We start from the raw sequence: 19,731 nt of genomic DNA, 5'->3' as shown, positions 1-19,731 counted from the left end.
AACCCGGCCTGCAGATCGTTATGCGTCTTTTAGCTAACTGGTACCGCCTCAAACACCAGCGTTTCCAGCGGCTGCAGCGTAATCACCACCGCGTTTTTATACTCCTCCGGTACGGTTGAATTACTGCCGTACACCGCTTTCAGACGAAACTGCGCCGCGTTTCCTGTCGGGATTTCAAAATCTTTTGTTAAATCCAGGTAGTAGCTTTGCGGCTTATCCGACGGGTTACGCAAGCCGAGAATCGCTTTGTCCTTGCTCCAGGATGCCCAGCCGTAAACCTGCAGCGCGGTTGGATCGCCACCAATCCAGTGGGTATCCATCAGCACGCCGGCGTTTTCCCGCGACCACTTCGCGGCCCGCGCCAGGGTGTCCCACTTCGCCTTATTCAGCATTGAAGGGGTGATATACAGCTCCTGCAGCTGGGTTCCGGTGGCGAAGTAGCTCCAGACCTGGTCGGCAAAGTCGCTGTCCGTTTGCACCTTCTCCAGCCCGTAATAGGCGTTTTCCGCGCTAACGATCCCGTGGTACATCAGCGAGTTCAACGGGAACAGCGGCCCTTTGCGAACAATGGAGCGGTACGTTTCCGCATCGCGGTAGGTCATCCACTGCTGCACCGGCGTGCCGGGACCGTACAGGTTGATGTCATCGCCCTGGCGCCAGATGGAATCAGCGTAGAACAGCCAGGACGGGCTGGCGTTGGTACCTGTCGTCAGGTTAATAAACAGATTCGGGTTGGCGCTGCGCATGTTGTGCAGCAGAGCGATAGAGGCGTCAAAATCCGAGGCGAACGGGCTGCCCTTAATATGCGAATTGGCATTACCCATCCCGTCCAGCTTGAACGAGGTAATGTGCTCGTTTTTAATTAGCTTAACGATCTGCTCATTGAAGTTTTTAAAATAGTTTGGGCCTGACAGCGCCAGCTTCCCGTCTACCGTTTCGAAACCGTACTCTTTTGCATGCGAGACGCGAGTGTCGCGCGGTTTGTTATATCCACCCCACGGCGAGAGCCACAGTCCAACGGAGCTGTGCATGCTGTCGGCTTTTTCCCGAACTTTGCTAAAACCGTTGCTGAATGCCGGGCCAAACAGCCAGCGTCCGGTCAGGTCATCCCAGCCATCGTCAAGCAGGAACGCATCCAGCGCCACGCCGCGCCCGGTGATAAATTCCTTATTCCATTCATCCATCCGCCCCAGCACGTCCTGCTCGGAGTACGGGGTAAAGAAGCCGATATCCATCCAGCTGTTGTAGTGTAAATAAGGCTTATACGGACGCGGGCGGACGGCATCAATAAACTGGTTTACGCTGCGGCGCAGCTGGCTGGTCTCCGGGAAGGTGCCGAACCAGGTGGTAAAGCTGACCGGCGACTCTGGCTGAATCGGCGTTTTCAGCTCTACGTTGAGATTGGTTGTCGCTTCATAGGCGTAAGTGTTAACGATGGGCTTGTCCGGCAGAATGAAGAACGAGTCTGCGACGATCGGCGAGCTGTTAATCGCCCCGTCTACGTAAGGTGCCTGAGCCTGCTTTTTGGTCGGGAAGAAGGTAATTTTTGCCACGTCTCGCGGCTGACCAACGGCGGCAACGGTGTAGTCGATGCTGGCGTATTTCCCCTTCACCAGGTTCAGCTTCACCGTTACGTTAAAGTCCGGATGGGTGAAATCGATGACCAAGCCGCTGTCCTGCTTTTCGACATGCTTGATTTTAAAATCAGCGGTGTGGATTTTCGTCTCGTCCGGCAGCGTCAGAAAGAACAGCTCCTGCGGCGTGAGCGGATGGTTAGCCCTGGTGTCCTTAACCACTATCGTTGAGTTTGCATCATCAAATGACAGAGCAATATTGTCGTTACCGAGCGCGTAGTTCGCGGCCACCGCGCTATGGGAAACGCACATGGCCAGCACTGAGAGTGCGAGGATTTTTTTCATCAGCGTAAGCTCCTTTTTAATCAGGCTTCTGCCGGAAGCAGCAATCGGTTTGCCGATCCGCAAACGGCGATCTTGCTTCTGACCACCTCTTTCATGGCGTCCATGCCGACCCGCATATAGAAGCGCGGATCGTTGCCCTGCGGGTTTTCGGCAAACCAGGCCTTAACCGCGTCAGAGAAAGCAATTTTCAGCTCGGTCGCCACGTTGACTTTGCACACGCCCAGCTCGATGGTGCGGCGAACAAACTCATCCGGCACATCGCTCGCGCCGTGCAGCACCAGCGGCACGGTGACCACTTCGCGGATTTCTGCCAGCCGCTGGAAGTCGATTTTCGGGCGCTTGGTATACAGGCCGTGGGCGGTGCCGATGGCGACGGCGAGGCTGTCTACGCCGGTCAGTTCGACGAAGCGTTTCGCCTCCTGCGGATCGGTGAGGAATGCGCTTTCCGCGTCCACGCTCATGTCATCTTCCATGCCGCCCAGACGGCCCAGCTCGGCCTCGACGCTGCAGTCGTTGAGGTGGCAGAAATCGACCACCGACTTCACCAGCTTCACGTTTTGTTCAAACGGGTAGTGGCTGCCGTCGATCATCGCGCTGCGCACGCCCGCGTTGACCTTGCGGCGAATATCGTCCAGTGATTCGTGGTGATCGAGGTGCAGCGCCAGCGGCATGTCGTAGGTGTGGGAGTAGGCGCTGCACAGGGCGTAGATCTCTTCCAGCGCAATATGCTTAAAGGTGCCCGGCGTGCCCGCTAGGATCACCGGCGATCGCATTTCGCTGCACGCTTCGAGGATCGCCTGGATCGTCTCCGCGTTGTGGATGTTGAACGCCGGAACGGCGTAGCCTTTTGCCTGCGCGTCCTGCAGAAGATATTTCGTCGAGATAATACTCATAATCAGATCCTCTTAAGCCTGCCACGGATGAATAACGACGCCCTGCACCACGCGGTTGACCGTCCCGCTGGCCGATGGCGTATCGGGCGTAATGCCTGCGCTAAGCGACTGGGTGAGCGCAAAGACCTGGGCATACATCAGGAAGCAGAACGCCTGTTCCATATCGATAAACGGACGTGAAGGCGGCAGCAGAATGTGCGGACCCGCTTCAATGACCGGATCGTTTTCAGCGGCGATGGCGACGACGCGCAGGGCCTGGCGATCGCGGCGCAGCTCGGCCAGCAGATCCAGATCGTACTGACGCGTATATGGATGGCTGGAGATGAACACCACCACCAGCGTTTCATTGTCTACCAGCGACTTCGGCCCGTGACGGAAGCCCGTAGGGGAGTCGTAAAATGCCGCCAGCTTGCCCGCCGTCAGCTCCAGCACCTTCAGCGCCGATTCGCGCGCCGCGCCCTGCAGGCCGCCGCTTCCCAGATACACGATCCGTTTCCACGGTTCGCTGCCAAAGACGCCGTGGCTGAAATCCCCGAGCGAGGCGAGGATCGCCTGACAGCGATCGGCGACGTCGCCGAAGGTGTGGGTATTGATCGTTTCCGGGGCGAACACGGCCAGACAGCTCGCCATCATGGTGGTGATGCTGCTGGTCATCGCGAACCCGCGATCGTGCGTTTCGGCAGGCATCAGCAGGGCAAAGGCGTTATCGCTGTCGACGGCGTTCTGGTACAGGCTCCCCGCCTCGTTGCAGGTAATGGACAGGTGATAGCACTCCGGCACGAACTGGTTTGCCAGCTCAACGGCCGCGACGCTTTCCGGACTGTTGCCGGAGCGGGCAAACGAAACCAGCAGCAGCGGGTGCCCAGGGCTGAAGTAGTCCATCGGGTTCGTGACCAGATCGGTTGTCGGGACGGCGGTGAAGTTTTTCCCGGTGTGGCTTGAAAGCCATGGCGCAATGATATCGCCGATAAAGGCGGACGTGCCCGCGCCGGTCAGGACGATCCGCAGATCGCGCTTGCGCAGCAGCGGCGTCAGGAAACTGTCGATCGAAGCACGCAGGTTATCGATGTTGTTGAGCGAGCGGATCCAGCTGGCAGGCTGCTGGCGGATCTCTTCCTCGGTCCAGGTGCCGGTTGTGGTGGCGGTAGTGGTTTGTTGCATAACTCAGTCCTTAGTCGTGTGAATTCCACATCAGACGCTGGCAATCGTGTCGCTATCTTTCGTTTCGTTTCACTTGTTCACTTAAGCAGTTAAATAAAATCTATAGAAAAGAAATCGAAACTTCAATGAAAGAAAAGAAATAAAACGAAAAGTGTGATCGTGAAAGGAAAGGGAAAATTTAAGGAAAGGAAAAGAAAGGCCTTACGGTTTCAGGCCGTAAAGCCAAAAGGAGACACAATGAAAGGGCTAAAGGGGGAGAGCCTGGCCCTGAATCCAGATCCGCTGGAGGTGTAAACCTCCGTCCAACGCAATAATATTGGCGCGTTTGCCCGGGGCTAAGGATCCAAGCTGATCGTCAACGCCCAGCAGCCGGGCAGGGTGCAGCGAGGCCATATGGATAGCGTCTTCGGCGGTGACGCCCGCGTACTCCACCATATTCCTGACCGCGGCATCCAGCGACAGCGTGCTGCCCGCCAGCCCGCCGGAGCCGGTTCGAACCACGCCGTTTTGCATCGTGACCTCTTCACCGCACAGGGTATACCGACCGTCCGGCATACCTGCCGCCTGCATGGCATCGGTAATCAGCACCACGCGATCCTGAGCGCAGCAGCAGCATAAACGCATCGCTCCCGGATGGACGTGGTGGCCGTCGGCAATCAGCTCCAGCCACGCCCGTTTGTCCGTCAGCCCTGCGCCGACCATGCCGGGCTCTCTGTGGTGCAAACCCGTCATACCGTTGTAGCAGTGCACCAGCCCGTCGGCACCCGCATCAAACGCGGCGAGAGTTTGCCGGTACGTAGCAGCGCTGTGGCCCAGCATGACGCGGATACCGCGCTGTTTAAGATGATGAATCGCCTGCAGCGCGCCGGGTTTTTCCGGCGCGAGCGCCACCACGCGTAGCGTGCTCTGTGAAACGTCAATCAATCTGTCCAGCTCGGCGATATCCAGTTCCCGGAATAGCTCGGGCGGATGCGCCCCTTTGTTCTGGGGCGTAAAGTACGGTCCTTCCAGATAACTGCCCAGGATCTGCGCGCCGGGTCCGCCGGACTGATTGCGCCGGGCGATACGCATCAGTGCGCTGTGGATGGCTTCCATCGGCGCGGTCACGGTGGTGGGCAGAAATGCGCCCACGCCTTCACGCGCTTTATGCATCGCCAGAGTGTCCAGCACGTCAGGCGCATCATCCATGACGTCCACGCCCGCGCCGCCGTGGACGTGCGTATCGATATACGCCGGGCAAAGCAGCTCCGCATCGCGCGCCGTAACGCCCGCCGGGATGGGTTCAATCGCCGCAACCGCGCCGCTTTCAATGCGTAGCTGGTGGTCGTCCAGCCAGCCCTGTTCGGTAAGGATCCGTCGCGCGCGCAGCAGCTGGCTCATATCCCTTCCTCAGCCGGAGCTTCCTCGCGACAGCGCCCCAGCTCGTCGACCAGGCTCGTCAGGCCGCGGTGCCCGCACTCCAGCGCCTGCAGACGAAACGCCTCGCTGCTTAATCCGTCGCGCTCCAGCACCATCTCCAGCAGCAGCTGCAGGTTGGTGCCGGTGATGACTTCACTGCCCGGCCGTTGCATGGCGAGCGTCGATGCCACGCGAAACGGCGTGCCGCCGAGCAGGTCGGTGAGAAACACAATATCGTGCTCTGCATCGAGTTCACTCACTGCCTGCTCAAGCTGAGCGGTCAGCCGCGCGGTGGTGGAGGTTTCCGGAAAATCGATGGCAATAAACTGCGGCTGTTCGCCCAGGATCTGCTTCATCGCCTGCTCAAGTCCGCTGGCAAAACCGCCGTGACCCGTCAAAATAATGCCTAACATCGCAACCTCTTTGCTTTTACAGGAAGTGACAGAATTTACCGACAATGCCCAGCAGCACGGTGATACCGATCAGCCGCAGCGGGCTCCAGCCGCGGCGTACCAGCCAGAACATGGTCAGGGTGTAGACCAGCGGCAGGAACGCGGGCATCAGCTTGTCGATGACGTCGGCCTGCAGTTTGACGACCGCATCACCCGCCTTGATTTCGAGCGTGGTATTGAGGCGGACGTAGGTTGCCACCAGCGCGCCGATCACCGTCATCCCGACGATAGACGCCGCGTGGCCGACCTTTTTGGTGTTGGCTTTAATCAGCGGAATGGCCGCGACGCCCATCCGGTAAGCGTAGTGCGCCAGGCCAAAGCGCAGGCCGAGGTGTACCACGTTAAACAGCACGATAAAGACCACCGCGCCCAGAATCGAACCCTGCAGCGCCAGGCTGGCACCAATACCGCCGCAGATGGGCAGCAGGGTCAGCCAGAACATGGCGTCGCCAATACCGCCAAGCGGCGCGCCGACGGCAATTTTGGTGCTCTGGATGCTGTTCACATCCTGCTTGGAGCGCTCCATCGCCAGAATGATGCCGATAACAAAGGTCACCAGGAACGGGTGGGTGTTAAAGAAGCCCATATGGCCTTTCATCGCCCGCGCCAGGTCCCGCTTGTTGGTGTGGATCTTTTTCAACGCGGGCAGCAGCCCGTACAGCCAGCCGGAGGCCTGCATACGTTCGTAGTTAAACGAGGCCTGCAGCAGCATAGAACGCCAGGCCACGCGGTTGATATCCTTTTTCGTCAGCTCGGCACCGATGTTCTGGTCTTCGTAGACGTTTTCATTCACGCCGGTCAGCAGCGTCTCTTCGCTTTCAGACACGCCCGGCAGGGTGGTGTGGTTAGATGCCATCTTCGAATTCCTCTTTCTGAGCGGCGGGAGCCGTCGGTTCAGGTGATTTACGCATCAGGTCGATCAGCGCCATCGCCAGCGCGGCCGCCGCAATTGCCAGCACCGGAAGCTTGAGCCAGGCAGCGGCGACAAAACCGATAATGAAGTAAGGGATGTAGACGTTTTTCATCATGATCTTCAGCAGCACGGCGAAGCCGATGGCTGGCATGATGCCGCCCGCGACGCCGAGGCCGTCAATCAGACGCGCTGGCAGAACGTCAATGGCGGTTTTCGCATGTTCCGCACCGAAGTAGATTGGCAGGAACGCGCACAGAAAATAGAAGATGCCGAGCGCCAGCAGCGCAAGATAGTTAACCCGTTCAATTCCGTTGGTGTCTGCATTGGCCGCCATGCGATCGCAGCGCGACATGACGCCGGACATCACCGAGAAGAGGAACGTAATCCCCATCTGTACCGCAACGGCAAACGGCACGGCGACGCCAACCGCGACTTCTGGCTTCACGCCGGTGCTGATGGCAAACGCGGTCCCCACGATGGTGCCGATAATGACGTTAGGCGGCTGGGCACCGGCGAGCGGGGCCAGCCCCATCCAGACCAGCTCTAACGTACCGCCGGTCAAGATGCCGGTGTGCAGATCGCCCAGAATCAGGCCGACCAGCGGCCCGAGCACCACCGGGCGGTGCATGTGCGTTAACCCGTTAAACATATCCAGACCGGCGATAAAGGCGAGTATGCCCAACCCCAGCGCCTGCAACAGACTGATTTCCATTGTGAATCCCTCAGAGCAGTTTAAAGAGATCCAAAGCAGTTTCTGTTGTAACGCCCTGAACGAAGCATTCCACACCGGCCGCTTTCAGGCCGTTGAACGCGTCAATATCGTTCGCGTCGACAGAGACCGTTTTGGCAATTTGTTGTTTGCCACTGGCGTAGTGCATGTTTCCGACGTTGATACGGGTGATGGGCACGCCGCCCTCGACCAGCTTCAGAAAATCGGCGGGTGATTTGCAGACCAGCAGGATTTTCTGGCGGTCAGCGGCGCGGTGAATGTTGTCGATCACCTTTTGCAGCGACCAGAAGCGCACGGCGATCCCTTCTGCGAGCACCATTTCCATCAGGTTCTGTTGAACCGGATCCTCAGCGACCTCATCGTTAGCGACCAGCACCAGGTTTGCCCCCGCAAACCCCACCCACTGCACGCCCACCTGACCGTGGATCAGGCGTTCGTCGATGCGGCATAAAACAATGTTTGGCATAGCGTTTTCCTCTTTTTTAATTATGCGTTTTGAGTCGTTACGCCTTCGCAGGCGGCGTGGTACTGCTGGAGTATGTCCTGAATGTGGTCGATGATGAGTTCCCGTGGCGTTGACTTGAGAGCGCCCTCGCGAACTTTGCTGTACTGCAGCGGCAGGTACTGGCTGATCAGCGGCAGAGGAACAGGCTCGTCTGCCAGGTTACGCACCAGCCGTGCAAAGGCGTCGTCAATTTGGCTGTCCGGCCAGTAGTAGCGCACGCGGTCTGAGTAGCTGTAGCCGCGCGCCAGGCGACGCGCGTTGCCGTCACCGTGGTAATGGCTTTGCCAGTATTCCGGGCGGTCGAGCATGACGTTTTCCAGCACGTGACGCAGGCCGGAGCTGGCTTTTGCCGGCAGCAGCTCCTCTTCAATGGCGGCCAGCGAGAACAGCGCCTCGCGCAGGGCGAAGGTCAGGGCGGGGCCAACTTTCAGAATGGCAAAGTGATCGTTAACCAGCTGGCGCAGCGCCTGCGGCGTCTGGTAGTCGGTGGAATGCGCTTCAAACACCAGCGTATCGTAGGCTTCAACCATTTTGCTCAGGGCCACGGCCTTCTGCGGCTGATAGTCGCAGACGTGCGCGTGGTCGAACTCCACGCCAGGCTGGACCACCAGGCCAATAATGCGCGGCCAGATGTCGCTTAAGCCTTCCTTTTCGAACGCGTGGCGGTGCGCTTCAAGCGTGGCGCGGGCCGCGTCCGGCGTGGTGACGGCAAGTTCGGTGAGCGTCTCGTGCGCGCCACCGGGAACCGGCACTTCCGTGCCGATAACGTAGACCAGATCGGATTCACCAAACTGCTCGCGACAGGTCGCTTCGGCAATCTTCGCCAGGCGTGCGGCGCGTCCGGCGACGATCGCGTCGGTCAGGGGAACCGGGTCGTCCTCGCAGGACATGCTGCAGTCCAGGTGGATCTTTTTGAATCCGGCGGAAACATAGCTTTTGATCAGATCGTCGGCATTTGCCATCGCCTGTTCCGCAGGGAGATTTTGCCAGCGGTTAGGGCCCAGATGATCGCCGCCGAGTATCAGCTGTGATGTCGGAAAACCGAGCGACTCGGCCAGCCGGCAGACAAACGCGTGAAAATCCGCAGGCGTCATGCCGGTATAGCCGCCAAATTGATCCACCTGGTTGGAGGTCGCCTCGATCAGCAGCGGCGTCTGATGCGAATGCGCGTAACGAATTGCAGCTTCAAGTACCAGCGGATGTGCGGAGCAGACGGCATAGATCCCGTTCGAATTCCCTCGTTTATGTTGTTCCACCATTTCTGTCAGATGTTTCACTTTCCTCTCCATTTCGGATGGCAATGACACTTGTCTTTCGTTTTGTTTCATTTAATCCTGCATCATGGTGATATAAAAATAAAACGAAAGATAATAGTTTTCCGATCTGTTTCACAAAAGAAACATAATGAAAGGTTTCAGCGCAGTGTTGGCTTGCGTCTGTACGTAAGGCGGGACTTGCATTCCCAAAAAAGAAAGGCCTTAATAGGCAAAACGAAATGAAACGAAAGACTATTTATTAAGGAGCTCGTATGAGCAGCACCGATTCATCCGCGGAAAAGCGCATCACCGGCACCAGTGAAAGGCGAGAGCAGATCATTCAGCGGTTGCGGGCGCAGGGAAGCGTGCAGGTTAACGATCTGTCTCATCTGTACGGCGTATCGACGGTGACGATCCGCAACGACCTGGCGTTTCTGGAGAAGCAGGGTATTGCCGTTCGCGCTTACGGCGGGGCTTTGATTTGCGAAGGCAATGTACCGGGCGCTGAGCCTTCCGTGGAGGATAAAAGCTCGCTGAATACGGCGGTGAAGCGCAGTATCGCGCAGGCCGCTGCCGCGCTGGTCAAACCCGGGCACCGTATTATTCTGGACTCCGGCACCACGACGTATGAAATCGCCCGCATGCTGCGCCAGCACACGGACGTGATTGCGATGACCAACGGGATGAACGTGGCGAATGCGTTGCTGGAAGCGGAAGGGGTGGAATTGCTGATGACCGGCGGGCACCTGCGCCGTCAGTCGCAATCCTTCTACGGTGACCAGGCAGAACAGTCGCTACAGAATTACCATTTTGACCTGCTGTTCCTCGGCGTTGACGCCATCGATCTCGACCGCGGCGTAAGTACGCATAACGAAGACGAAGCCCGCCTTAACCGCAAAATGTGCGAGGTGGCGGAGCGTATTATCGTTGTCACGGACTCCAGCAAATTTAACCGCTCAAGTCTGCATAAAATCATTGATACGCAAAGGATTGATATGATTATTGTCGATGAAGGCATTCCGGCGGAGAGTCTGGAAGGGCTCCGAAAAAGCGGGATTGAGGTGGTGCTGGTTTAAGGGGCCTTCCCCTCTTCCTAACCCTCTCCCCATAGGGGAGAGGGGACCGTTCGGTGCGGTTGGGAATATGAATCACGTCACCGGTGCCGGGTTGAACACCGCCAGCTGATTATGTAATCCCCATTGATCCGAGAAGGTTTTCTTCCGCCCGCTGGCGACATCCAGAATGAAGTGGAACAGTTTCCAGCCCACGTCCTCAATGCTCTCTTCCCCGGTGGCGATAGTGCCCGCGTTGATATCCATTAAGTCATACCAGCGGTTTGCCAGCTCGGTGCGTGTCGCCATCTTGATCACCGGTACCGCCATCAGGCCGTACGGCGTGCCGCGCCCGGTGGTAAAGACCTGCACCGTAATGCCGGACGCGACCTGCTGCGTGCCGCAAACGAAATCGCTGGCCGGCGTTGCCGCGTAAATCAGGCCGCGTTTCGTCGGGCGCTGGCCCGGAGAGAGCACTTCCACAATCGCGCTCTGCCCGGATTTGGCAATCGAACCAAGGGCTTTTTCCACCACGTTTGCCAGGCCGCCTTTCTTGTTGCCTGGAGACGGGTTGGCGCTGCGGTCGGTTTTGCCCATATCGAGATAGCTATCGTACCAGGCCATCTCCTCAAGCAGACGCTTGCCGACCTCTTCATTAACGGCGCGCGGCGTCAGCAGATGGATGGCGTCACGCACTTCGGTCACCTCGGAGAACATCACCGTGGCGCCGCAGCGAACAAGCAGATCGGACGCATAGCCCACCGCCGGGTTAGCCGTCACGCCGGAGAAGGCATCGCTGCCGCCGCACTGGGTTCCGACCACCAGCTCCGACGCCGGACACGTTTCGCGCTGGCGGCGGTTGAGCTTGTCCAGATGGCGTTCTGCAACCTGCAAAATATCGTCGACCATTGAGCGGAAACCAACGTGACGTTCGTCCTGCAGGCGCACGATGCTGGCCTCGTCTGCCGGGATGGCTTTGACATCCTCGGTCCCCTGCAGCAGGCGTTCTGGCTGCAATTTTTCACACCCCAGACCGATGACCATCACCTCGCCGCCAAAGTTGGGGTTCAGGGCGATATTGTGGATAGTCCGGATAGGCACCACGGCAGCAGGGGCGTTAATCGCCACGCCGCAGCCGTAGAGGTGGTTCAGGCCCACCACGCCGTCGACGTTCGGGTATTTCGGCAGCAGATCGCGTTCGATGATTTTCACCACGTAGTCCACTACGCCCGCCACGCAGTGCACGCTGGTGGTAATGCCGAGCAGATTTTTAGTGCCGACGCTGCCGTCCGCGTTGCGGTAGCCTTCAAAGGTATAGCCTTCCAGCGGAGGAAGCGGCTCCGGCACGCGGGTTGCCAGGGGCAGCGTATTCAGCGGTGGTGCTTCCGGCAGCGCCACCAGCGACTCCTCCACCCAGCTTCCCTGAGGTATCGAACGAACGGCATAGCCGATGACTTCACCGTAACGTATGATTTCGCTGTTAACAGGGATATCCACCAGGGCGACTTTATGTCCCTGCGGAATATGCTCAATCAGTTCCAGCCCGTCCGGGAAGCGGGTGCCCGCTTTTAAGCCATTGTCGTTGACAATAATCGCCACATTATCGGTGTCGTGGACTTTTATATAAAACGCCGTCGGCGATGCCTGTCGAATTTCAATGTCGGCCATTGTTCAGTATTCTCCAGCAAAGTGTCTGATAATAAATTCAGCCAATTTTCAAATGGTAGAAATAAATACGCGGCTTTCAGAAATAAAGCATGTCAGCATAGGAGATATTAAAATGTGATCGCGATCGCTTCAGAACCCGTAATCCTTGATTCTGTGCATTAGCGCCCAGTGCTTTGTGCATATGCAAAAATTTTTATCAAAATATACCGTAATACCTGAGCATTAAAACAATGTGCGGTCGCGGATTGCGCCTTATACTGAATGACGTTTTTATCACGCCAGAATACGGCAGAATAATAAATATCATGCTGGCGCGGTGTCTGAATAAATAAAATGATGCTGAAAAAGGCTGCGGAATTAAAAAGGTAAATACGATGAATAACGATATCTTCCCGAATAAATTTAAAGCGGCTCTTGCGGCGCACCAGATTCAGATTGGCTGCTGGTCCGCGCTGGCAAATCCTATCAGCACCGAAGTGCTGGGCCTGGCTGGTTTCGACTGGCTGGTGCTGGACGGCGAACATGCGCCGAACGATATCAGCACCTTTATTCCGCAGCTGATGGCGCTTAAAGGCAGCCACAGCGCCCCTGTAGTGCGTGTCCCCACCAACGAGCCGGTGATTATCAAGCGCCTGCTGGATATCGGCTTCTATAACTTCCTGATCCCGTTTGTGGAGACGGAAGAACAAGCGGCACTGGCCGTAGCCTCTACGCGCTATCCGCCAGAAGGGATCCGCGGCGTTTCCGTTTCGCATCGCGCCAATATGTTTGGCACCGTGCCGGACTACTTCGCGCAGTCCAACAGCAACATCACCATTCTGGTTCAGATTGAGAGCCAGCAGGGCGTTGATAACGTCGATGCGATTGCAGGCACCAACGGCGTGGACGGTATCTTCGTTGGCCCAAGCGATCTGGCTGCCGCCTTTGGCCATCTGGGTAATGCCAGCCACCCTGACGTGCAGCGCGCGATCCAGCACATTTTTGCCCGCGCTAAAGCACACGGCAAACCGTGCGGCATTCTGGCACCGGTTGAGGCTGACGCCCGTCGCTATCTGGAGTGGGGAGCCACGTTTGTTGCCGTCGGCAGCGACCTCGGCGTATTCCGCTCGGCCACGCAGAAATTAGCGGACGCTTTTAAAAAATAACCATCATTGAGGAAACAGATTATGACGCTGAAAGTGGGTTTTATTGGCCTGGGGATCATGGGTAAACCAATGAGTAAGAACCTCATCAAAGCAGGTTACTCGCTGGTGGTCTCCGATCATAATCCACAGGCCGTGGCTGAGGTGATAGCGGCTGGCGCAGAAGCCGCCACCACCGCGAAAGCCATTGCCGAGCAGTGCGATGTCATCATCACCATGCTGCCTAACTCCCCGCATGTCAAAGAGGTTGCGCTGGGTGAAAACGGCATTATCGACGGCGCGAAGCCTGGCCTGGTGCTTATCGATATGAGCTCTATCGCACCGCTTGCAAGCCGTGAAATCAGCGAGGCGCTAAAGGCAAAGGGCGTCAATATGCTGGATGCGCCGGTCAGCGGCGGTGAGCCGAAAGCGATCGACGGCACGTTGTCGGTGATGGTCGGCGGTGATAAAGCCGTTTTCGATAGATACTACGACCTGATGAAAGCGATGGCGGGCTCCGTGGTACACACCGGAGAGATTGGGGCGGGTAACGTGACCAAGCTGGCAAACCAGGTGATTGTGGCACTCAACATTGCCGCCATGTCTGAAGCGCTGACGCTGGCAACCAAAGCGGGCGTCAATCCGGACTTGGTCTACCAGGCTATTCGCGGCGGTCTGGCGGGTAGCACCGTGCTGGATGCCAAAGCGCCGATGGTCATGGAGCGTAATTTCAAACCCGGTTTCCGCATCGACCTGCATATCAAAGATCTGGCGAACGCGCTGGATACGTCACACGGCGTGGGCGCACAGCTGCCGCTGACCGCAGCAGTTATGGAGATGATGCAGGCGCTGCGTGCCGATGGCCTGGGCACGGCAGATCACAGCGCGATTGCATGCTATTACGAAAAACTGGCGAAGGTGGAAGTGGCGCGTTAATCACGGCTTTCCCATACCTGAGGGTGACAGCGGCGTGCAAACCCTCTATACTGCGCGCCGAAGCTGACCAGACAGTCGCCGCTTCGTCGTCGTCCCTTTCGGGGGAGACGGGCGGAGGGGAGGAAAGTCCGGGCTCCATAGGGCAGGGTGCCAGGTAACGCCTGGGGGGGAAACCCACGACCAGTGCAACAGAGAGCAAACCGCCGATGGCCCGCGCAAGCGGGATCAGGTAAGGGTGAAAGGGTGCGGTAAGAGCGCACCGCGCGGCTGGTAACAGTCCGTGGCACGGTAAACTCCACCCGGAGCAAGGCCAAATAGGGGTTCACATGGTACGGCCCGTACTGAACCCGGGTAGGCTGCTTGAGCCAGTGAGCGATTGCTGGCCTAGATGAATGACTGTCCACGACAGAACCCGGCTTATCGGTCAGTTTCACTTCTTAAAAAACCCCGCTTCGGCGGGGTTTTTGCTTTCTGAATGTTGCTGGTCGGGTAAGCGCTGCGCCGCCCGGCACCCGAACAAACGACATCAATTCTCATATTTGCGACATTAAGCACATTTCACTGTTTTTGCTCCTTCAGTATCGCTCCTGCATCTGTTGACGATCGTCATCACAAAATTTCACGCTAAAAAACAGAAGATTTACAGTATTGGTAATTTGTTAATATTGTTATCTTAATGATCGCAAAATTTTTCTTGTTTGATATGCATATATTGAAATTAAATACATTTATCCCGTGAATATGTGACGTATTCCACTCTTTTCCGCAAGCCTGAAAATTCGCGTTAGAAAAAATTGATAAATTGAAAGAATGTTTCAAACAAATAGCGGTTATTTATTGTCCTTTAATTGCCTGAAATATCGTCTTTATTGATTTTTTCCGGACGGTAAAATTTATCCGGGTTATCGCCATAAAATTAATTTATTACCGCTATTTTTATTGATCAATGTCAGCGTAGTGGCATATTTATATCGTTATATGTTAATGAAATATAACGATTTTATTTTGTTTTTGGTGTGTGGGATAAAGGGCCGGGAAAGCAAATTGTGAGTAACAGCACATACCCCTTTAAACATTATTGAGTAGAATTCACCCCGTCATAGGGAAATAAGCGCAGAATATTATGAACACTATTATTCTACCGAAAACACAGCACCTCGTGGTATTTCAGGAAGTCATTAAAAGTGGCTCCATAGGTTCTGCAGCAAGGCAGCTGGGCCTGACGCAACCTGCAGTCAGCAAAATCATCAGCGATATTGAGTCCTACTTCGGCGTGGAAGTGATGGTGCGTAAAAACACAGGCGTAAAACTCACTGCCGCGGGCCAGGTTCTGCTCTCGTACTCAGAGTCGATCACCCGCGAAATGAAAAACATGGTGAGTGAAATTAACAGCCTGAGCTTCAGCACCGTTATGGACGTCTCCTTTGGCTACCCGTCGCTGATCGGCTTTACCTTCCTGTCTGAGATGATCAAAAAATTCAAGGAAGTGTTCCCGAAAGCACGCGTCTCGATGTATGAAGCCCAGCTCTCATCTTTCCTTCCGGCCATTCGCGACGGTCGTCTGGATTTCGCTATTGGCACCCTGAGCGATGAAATGTTGCTTCAGGATTTGCACGTCGAACCGCTGTTTGAGTCTGAATTTGTGCTGGTCGCCAGTAAAACGCGAACGTGCACCGGCCCGACGACACTGGCATCGCTCACGCACGAGCAGTGGGTGATGCCGCAAACCGATATGGGCTACTACAAAGAACTTCTGACCACCCTGCAAGACAACCACATCAGCATCGAAAACATCGTCCAGACCGATTCGGTCGTCACCATTTATAACCTTGTCCTGAATGCCGATTATCTGACGGTGATTCCCCGCGACATGATTGCGCCATTCGGTTCCGACCAGTTTATTGTGCTGCCCGTGGAAGATGAATTACCCGTGGCGCGTTATGCCGCCGTGTGGTCTAAAAATTACAGGATTAAAAAATCGGCGTCAGTATTAGTTGAGCTGGCAAAACAGTATTCGTCGATGAATATCGAAAGACGACGATGAATAATTAGTATCTATTTTAAAACACCCAGTGCGTTAACGTGTTAACGCGCTGACCCCCTGACTTTGCCTGAAAAAGAATTAATTATTATAACGAGGATATTATGCATATTACCTACGATCTCCCTGTAACCATTGAAGATATTCAGGACGCCAGAAAACGACTGGCAGGAAAAATATATAAAACCGGTATGCCGCGCTCGAATTATCTCAGCGAACGCTGTAAGGGCGAAATATTCCTGAAGTTCGAGAACATGCAGCGTACCGGCTCGTTTAAGATCCGCGGCGCGTTTAACAAATTAAGCTCACTGACCGACGCTGAAAAACGCAAAGGCGTTGTCGCCTGCTCCGCGGGGAACCACGCGCAGGGGGTGTCTCTCTCCTGCGCCATGCTTGGCATCGACGGCAAAGTGGTGATGCCGATGGGGGCGCCGAAGTCTAAAGTGGCCGCGACGCGCGACTACTCGGCGGAAGTCGTGCTGCACGGCGAGAACTTCAACGACACCATCGCCAAAGTCAGCGAAATCGTCGAGATGGAAGGGCGTATTTTTATTCCCCCTTACGACGATGCAAAAGTCATCGCCGGGCAGGGCACCATCGGTCTGGAAATTCTTGAAGATTTATATGACGTGGATAACGTCATTGTGCCTATCGGCGGCGGTGGACTCATTGCCGGGATTGCAACGGCAATTAAATCCATCAATCCCACCATTAATATCATCGGCGTACAGTCTGAAAACGTGCACGGAATGGCGGCCTCCTGGCATGCCGGAGAAATAACCAACCATCGCGTTACCGGCACGTTAGCCGACGGCTGCGACGTCTCTCGCCCGGGGAAATTAACCTTTGAGATCGTTCGTGAACTGGTCGATGACATTGTGCTGGTGAGCGAAGACAACATTCGCGACAGCATGATCGCGCTTATTCAGCGAAATAAAGTGGTGACGGAAGGTGCCGGCGCGCTGGCCTGCGCCGCGTTATTAAGCGGCAAGCTTGATCACTATATTCAGGGTCGTAAAACCGTCTGCATTATTTCCGGCGGCAATATCGATCTCTCCCGTGTTTCCCAAATTACCGGCTTCGTTGACGCATAAAGGTGACCTATGAGCAACACAGAAAGCATTATCGTTGGCCAGACAAAAACGTCCTCCTGGCGTAAGTCTGATACCACCTGGACGCTTGGCCTGTTTGGTACCGCCATTGGCGCAGGCGTGCTGTTCTTCCCCATCCGCGCGGGCTTTGGCGGATTAATCCCTATCTTGCTGATGCTGGTTCTCGCGTTCCCGATAGCGTTTTACTGTCACCGCGCGCTGGCGCGCCTCTGCCTGTCCGGCAGCAATGTCTCCGGCAACATCACCGAAACGGTAGAAGAGCATTTCGGTAAAACCGGTGGGGTGGTGATCACGTTCCTCTACTTCTTCGCCATTTGCCCGCTACTGTGGATTTACGGTGTCACCATTACCAACACCTTTATGACCTTCTGGGAAAACCAGCTCCAGCTGCCTGCGTTGAACCGCGGCGTGGTGGCGCTGTTCCTGCTGCTGATGATGGCCTTTGTTATCTGGTTTGGTAAAGACCTGATGGTGAAGGTAATGAGCTTCCTGGTGTTCCCGTTTATTGCCAGCCTGGTGCTGATTTCCCTGTCGCTGATCCCTTACTGGAACTCGGCGGTGATTGACCAGGTCAACCTGAGTGATATCGCCTTCACCGGCCATGACGGCATTCTGGTCACCGTGTGGCTGGGTATCTCCATCATGGTCTTCTCCTTCAACTTCTCGCCTATCGTCTCCTCTTTCGTGGTCTCCAAGCGCGAAGAGTACGAGCCTGATTTCGGAAAAGAGTTCACCGAGCAGAAATGTTCCAAAATCATCGGTCGCGCCAGCCTGCTGATGGTGGCTGTGGTGATGTTCTTCGCCTTTAGCTGCCTGTTTACGCTCTCTCCGCAGAACATGGCTGACGCCAAGGCACAGAACATTCCGGTGCTCTCTTACCTGGCGAACCACTTTGCGTCAATGTCCGGAACAAAATCGACGTTCGCGACGGTGCTGGAATACGGTGCCTCCATCATCGCGCTGGTTGCTATCTTCAAATCCTTCTTCGGGCACTATCTGGGCACGCTGGAAGGTCTGAATGGTCTGATACTCAAGTTCGGCTACAAGGGCGACAAGAAGAAAGTCTCTGTTGGCAAACTGAACACCATCAGCATGGTGTTCATTATGGGCTCCACCTGGGTTGTGGCCTACGCCAACCCGAACATTCTCGACCTTATTGAAGCCATGGGCGCACCAATCATCGCCTCTCTGCTGTGCCTGCTGCCGATGTATGCCATCCGCAAGGCACCGGCGCTGGCGAAATACAAAGGGCGTACCGAGAACGTCTTCGTTACCGCGGTCGGCCTGCTGACCATTCTGAATATCGTTTACAAACTGTTCTAACCCATTGCTCAGGAAGAGCGGAGTCACATGATGATTGAGTTTCCGGTTGTACTGGTTATTAACTGCGGATCGTCCTCTGTTAAGTTTTCGGTGCTCGACGCCAGCAGCTGCGCTGCCCTGATGACGGGCATCGCAGACGGGATCAACACCGAGAAGGCCATTATTTCCGTGAACGGGGGTGAGCCGGCCAGACTGGCTCACCAGGACTACGAAGGGGCGCTGGCTGCCATCGCCCTGGAGCTGGAGAAGCGTAACCTGATGAGCAGCGTGGCCTTAATTGGCCATCGCATTGCTCACGGGGGCAATCTTTTCAGCGAGTCGACCCTGATCACGGAAGAGGTGATTGAGCAGATCCGCCAGGTCTCCCCGCTGGCGCCGCTGCATAACTACGCCAACCTGAGCGGCGTGGAAGCCGCAGAGCGCCTGTTCCCGGGCGTGCAGCAGGTGGCGGTATTTGATACCAGCTTCCACCAGACGTTGCCGCCGCAGGCGTATCTGTACGGATTGCCGTACCGCTATTTTGAAGCGCTGGGCGTGCGCCGCTACGGCTTCCACGGCACATCTCACCGCTACGTGGCCGCGCAGGCGCATACGCTTCTCGGGCTGTCCCCCGATGACAGCGGCCTGGTGATTGCCCATCTCGGCAACGGGGCATCCATCTGCGCGGTGCGCAACGGTGAAAGCGTCGACACCTCGATGGGGATGACGCCGCTGGAAGGGCTGGTAATGGGGACGCGCTGCGGCGACGTGGACTTCGGTGCGATGGCGTGGATTGCCCAGCAGACCGGCCAGTCGTTAGAGGATCTGGAGCGCGTGGTCAATAAAGAGTCGGGGTTGCTTGGGATCTCCGGCATCTCCTCCGATTTACGCGCGCTGGAGAAAGCCTGGCACGAAGGCAATGAGCGGGCGCAGCTGGCAATACACACCTTTGTTCACCGCATTGCGCGACATATCGCCGGGCACGCGGCGTCGCTGCACCGCCTGGATGGTGTGGTCTTTACCGGCGGCATTGGCGAAAATTCGAAGCTTGTCCGCGCGCTGGTGGTGGAACATCTGAAAGTCTTCGGCATCAACCTCGACGACGCTAAAAATGCCCTGCCGGGCAGCGCGGGTGAGCGCGTGATCTCCACCGAATCGTCCCGCGTGGCCTGCGCGGTTATCCCTACCAACGAAGAAAAAATGATCGCGCTGGACGCCCTCCGTCTTGGGAAGGTTACCCCGGCCGCGGCTTACGCCTGATAAAGCGAGAAT

17 protein-coding genes and 1 other RNA gene are annotated in these 19,731 nt (G+C 56.3%); 8 read left to right on the top strand and 10 right to left on the bottom strand.

The features are described 5' to 3' along the window. Positions 1-29 precede the first annotated feature (29 nt). The 9 genes from ACW9E7_RS17680 to kbaZ all read right to left on the bottom strand — a co-directional run bounded on the left by ACW9E7_RS17680 (position 30) and on the right by kbaZ (position 9,248). Positions 30-1,919, bottom strand: coding sequence for an alpha-galactosidase (locus tag ACW9E7_RS17680; protein WP_458728168.1), 1,890 nt, complete (start codon positions 1,917-1,919; stop codon positions 30-32). Between the two features lie 20 nt (positions 1,920-1,939). Further along, the gene (kbaY, locus tag ACW9E7_RS17675) at positions 1,940-2,812 is read right to left on the bottom strand and encodes a tagatose-bisphosphate aldolase subunit KbaY (RefSeq protein ID WP_023309313.1); all 873 of its coding nucleotides are present in this window, start codon (positions 2,810-2,812) and stop codon (positions 1,940-1,942) included. Between the two features lie 12 nt (positions 2,813-2,824). Continuing rightward, entirely contained in the window at positions 2,825-3,973 is a 1,149-nt protein-coding gene (locus tag ACW9E7_RS17670; protein ID WP_133295189.1) for an SIS domain-containing protein, read from the bottom strand. 246 nt (positions 3,974-4,219) lie between these two features. After that, positions 4,220-5,353, bottom strand: a complete 1,134-nt coding sequence (nagA, locus tag ACW9E7_RS17665; RefSeq protein ID WP_458728167.1) for an N-acetylglucosamine-6-phosphate deacetylase — start codon at positions 5,351-5,353, stop codon at positions 4,220-4,222. Continuing rightward, positions 5,350-5,784: a PTS galactosamine/N-acetylgalactosamine transporter subunit IIA gene (agaF, locus tag ACW9E7_RS17660; RefSeq protein ID WP_045355421.1), complete on the bottom strand. Its 435-nt coding sequence runs from the start codon at positions 5,782-5,784 to the stop codon at positions 5,350-5,352. The genes nagA and agaF overlap by 4 nt, the downstream gene beginning before the upstream one ends. A 16-nt stretch (positions 5,785-5,800) precedes the next feature. Then, complete coding sequence (gene agaE / locus ACW9E7_RS17655) at positions 5,801-6,679, bottom strand: PTS N-acetylgalactosamine transporter subunit IID (RefSeq protein WP_458728166.1); 879 nt, start codon at positions 6,677-6,679, stop codon at positions 5,801-5,803. Then, positions 6,669-7,448: a PTS N-acetylgalactosamine transporter subunit IIC gene (agaW, locus tag ACW9E7_RS17650; RefSeq protein WP_023309308.1), complete on the bottom strand. Its 780-nt coding sequence runs from the start codon at positions 7,446-7,448 to the stop codon at positions 6,669-6,671. The genes agaE and agaW overlap by 11 nt, the downstream gene beginning before the upstream one ends. Before the next feature lie 10 nt (positions 7,449-7,458). Next, complete coding sequence (gene agaV, locus ACW9E7_RS17645; protein ID WP_458728165.1) at positions 7,459-7,932, bottom strand: PTS N-acetylgalactosamine transporter subunit IIB; 474 nt, start codon at positions 7,930-7,932, stop codon at positions 7,459-7,461. 20 nt (positions 7,933-7,952) lie between these two features. After that, positions 7,953-9,248, bottom strand: a complete 1,296-nt coding sequence (gene kbaZ, locus ACW9E7_RS17640; protein ID WP_458728164.1) for a tagatose-bisphosphate aldolase subunit KbaZ — start codon at positions 9,246-9,248, stop codon at positions 7,953-7,955. A gap of 251 nt (positions 9,249-9,499) precedes the next feature. Between kbaZ and ACW9E7_RS17635 the strand changes: the two genes are divergently transcribed. Next, complete coding sequence (locus ACW9E7_RS17635; RefSeq protein ID WP_133295187.1) at positions 9,500-10,303, top strand: DeoR family transcriptional regulator; 804 nt, start codon at positions 9,500-9,502, stop codon at positions 10,301-10,303. Between the two features lie 72 nt (positions 10,304-10,375). Here ACW9E7_RS17635 and garD read toward each other — a convergent pair whose 3' ends face one another. Next, on the bottom strand, positions 10,376-11,947 hold the full coding sequence (gene garD, locus ACW9E7_RS17630; protein ID WP_458728163.1) for a galactarate dehydratase: 1,572 nt from the start codon (positions 11,945-11,947) through the stop codon (positions 10,376-10,378). 374 nt (positions 11,948-12,321) lie between these two features. Between garD and garL the strand changes: the two genes are divergently transcribed. The 7 genes from garL to tdcD all read left to right on the top strand — a co-directional run bounded on the left by garL (position 12,322) and on the right by tdcD (position 19,719). Next, a complete protein-coding gene (garL, locus tag ACW9E7_RS17625) occupies positions 12,322-13,092 on the top strand; it encodes a 2-dehydro-3-deoxyglucarate aldolase (protein WP_458728162.1) in 771 nt (256 codons plus the stop codon). A 21-nt stretch (positions 13,093-13,113) separates the two neighbouring features. After that, positions 13,114-14,004, top strand: a complete 891-nt coding sequence (gene garR, locus ACW9E7_RS17620; protein ID WP_127732385.1) for a 2-hydroxy-3-oxopropionate reductase — start codon at positions 13,114-13,116, stop codon at positions 14,002-14,004. A 59-nt stretch (positions 14,005-14,063) separates the two neighbouring features. Further along, positions 14,064-14,440, top strand: an RNA gene (gene rnpB / locus ACW9E7_RS17615) — RNase P RNA component class A. 687 nt (positions 14,441-15,127) lie between these two features. Further along, positions 15,128-16,048, top strand: coding sequence for a transcriptional regulator TdcA (tdcA, locus tag ACW9E7_RS17610; RefSeq protein WP_008501504.1), 921 nt, complete (start codon positions 15,128-15,130; stop codon positions 16,046-16,048). A 101-nt stretch (positions 16,049-16,149) separates the two neighbouring features. After that, positions 16,150-17,139, top strand: a complete 990-nt coding sequence (gene tdcB / locus ACW9E7_RS17605; RefSeq protein WP_133295183.1) for a bifunctional threonine ammonia-lyase/L-serine ammonia-lyase TdcB — start codon at positions 16,150-16,152, stop codon at positions 17,137-17,139. 9 nt (positions 17,140-17,148) lie between these two features. After that, positions 17,149-18,480 (top strand): threonine/serine transporter TdcC, encoded by a 1,332-nt coding sequence (gene tdcC / locus ACW9E7_RS17600; RefSeq protein ID WP_143345576.1) that lies wholly within the window; start codon positions 17,149-17,151, stop codon positions 18,478-18,480. A gap of 30 nt (positions 18,481-18,510) precedes the next feature. Then, positions 18,511-19,719 (top strand): propionate kinase, encoded by a 1,209-nt coding sequence (tdcD, locus tag ACW9E7_RS17595; RefSeq protein ID WP_458728402.1) that lies wholly within the window; start codon positions 18,511-18,513, stop codon positions 19,717-19,719. The last annotated feature ends 12 nt before the right edge of the window (positions 19,720-19,731 follow it).

The sequence above is a fragment of the Enterobacter sp. H2G27 genome, from assembly GCF_054403075.1.
This window is presented reverse-complemented; position numbering and strand designations above follow the sequence as displayed.

Coding starts and splice junctions, on each gene's coding strand:
- ACW9E7_RS17635 (WP_133295187.1), top strand. CDS start 9,500: ATGAGCAGCACCGATTCATCCGCGGAAAAGCGCATCACCGGCACCAGT.
- nagA (WP_458728167.1), bottom strand. CDS start 5,353: ATGAGCCAGCTGCTGCGCGCGCGACGGATCCTTACCGAACAGGGCTGG.
- agaW (WP_023309308.1), bottom strand. CDS start 7,448: ATGGAAATCAGTCTGTTGCAGGCGCTGGGGTTGGGCATACTCGCCTTT.
- tdcC (WP_143345576.1), top strand. CDS start 17,149: ATGAGCAACACAGAAAGCATTATCGTTGGCCAGACAAAAACGTCCTCC.
- agaV (WP_458728165.1), bottom strand. CDS start 7,932: ATGCCAAACATTGTTTTATGCCGCATCGACGAACGCCTGATCCACGGT.
- garR (WP_127732385.1), top strand. CDS start 13,114: ATGACGCTGAAAGTGGGTTTTATTGGCCTGGGGATCATGGGTAAACCA.
- tdcB (WP_133295183.1), top strand. CDS start 16,150: ATGCATATTACCTACGATCTCCCTGTAACCATTGAAGATATTCAGGAC.
- tdcD (WP_458728402.1), top strand. CDS start 18,511: ATGATTGAGTTTCCGGTTGTACTGGTTATTAACTGCGGATCGTCCTCT.
- garL (WP_458728162.1), top strand. CDS start 12,322: ATGAATAACGATATCTTCCCGAATAAATTTAAAGCGGCTCTTGCGGCG.
- kbaY (WP_023309313.1), bottom strand. CDS start 2,812: ATGAGTATTATCTCGACGAAATATCTTCTGCAGGACGCGCAGGCAAAA.
- ACW9E7_RS17670 (WP_133295189.1), bottom strand. CDS start 3,973: ATGCAACAAACCACTACCGCCACCACAACCGGCACCTGGACCGAGGAA.
- agaF (WP_045355421.1), bottom strand. CDS start 5,784: ATGTTAGGCATTATTTTGACGGGTCACGGCGGTTTTGCCAGCGGACTT.
- agaE (WP_458728166.1), bottom strand. CDS start 6,679: ATGGCATCTAACCACACCACCCTGCCGGGCGTGTCTGAAAGCGAAGAG.
- garD (WP_458728163.1), bottom strand. CDS start 11,947: ATGGCCGACATTGAAATTCGACAGGCATCGCCGACGGCGTTTTATATA.
- ACW9E7_RS17680 (WP_458728168.1), bottom strand. CDS start 1,919: ATGAAAAAAATCCTCGCACTCTCAGTGCTGGCCATGTGCGTTTCCCAT.
- tdcA (WP_008501504.1), top strand. CDS start 15,128: ATGAACACTATTATTCTACCGAAAACACAGCACCTCGTGGTATTTCAG.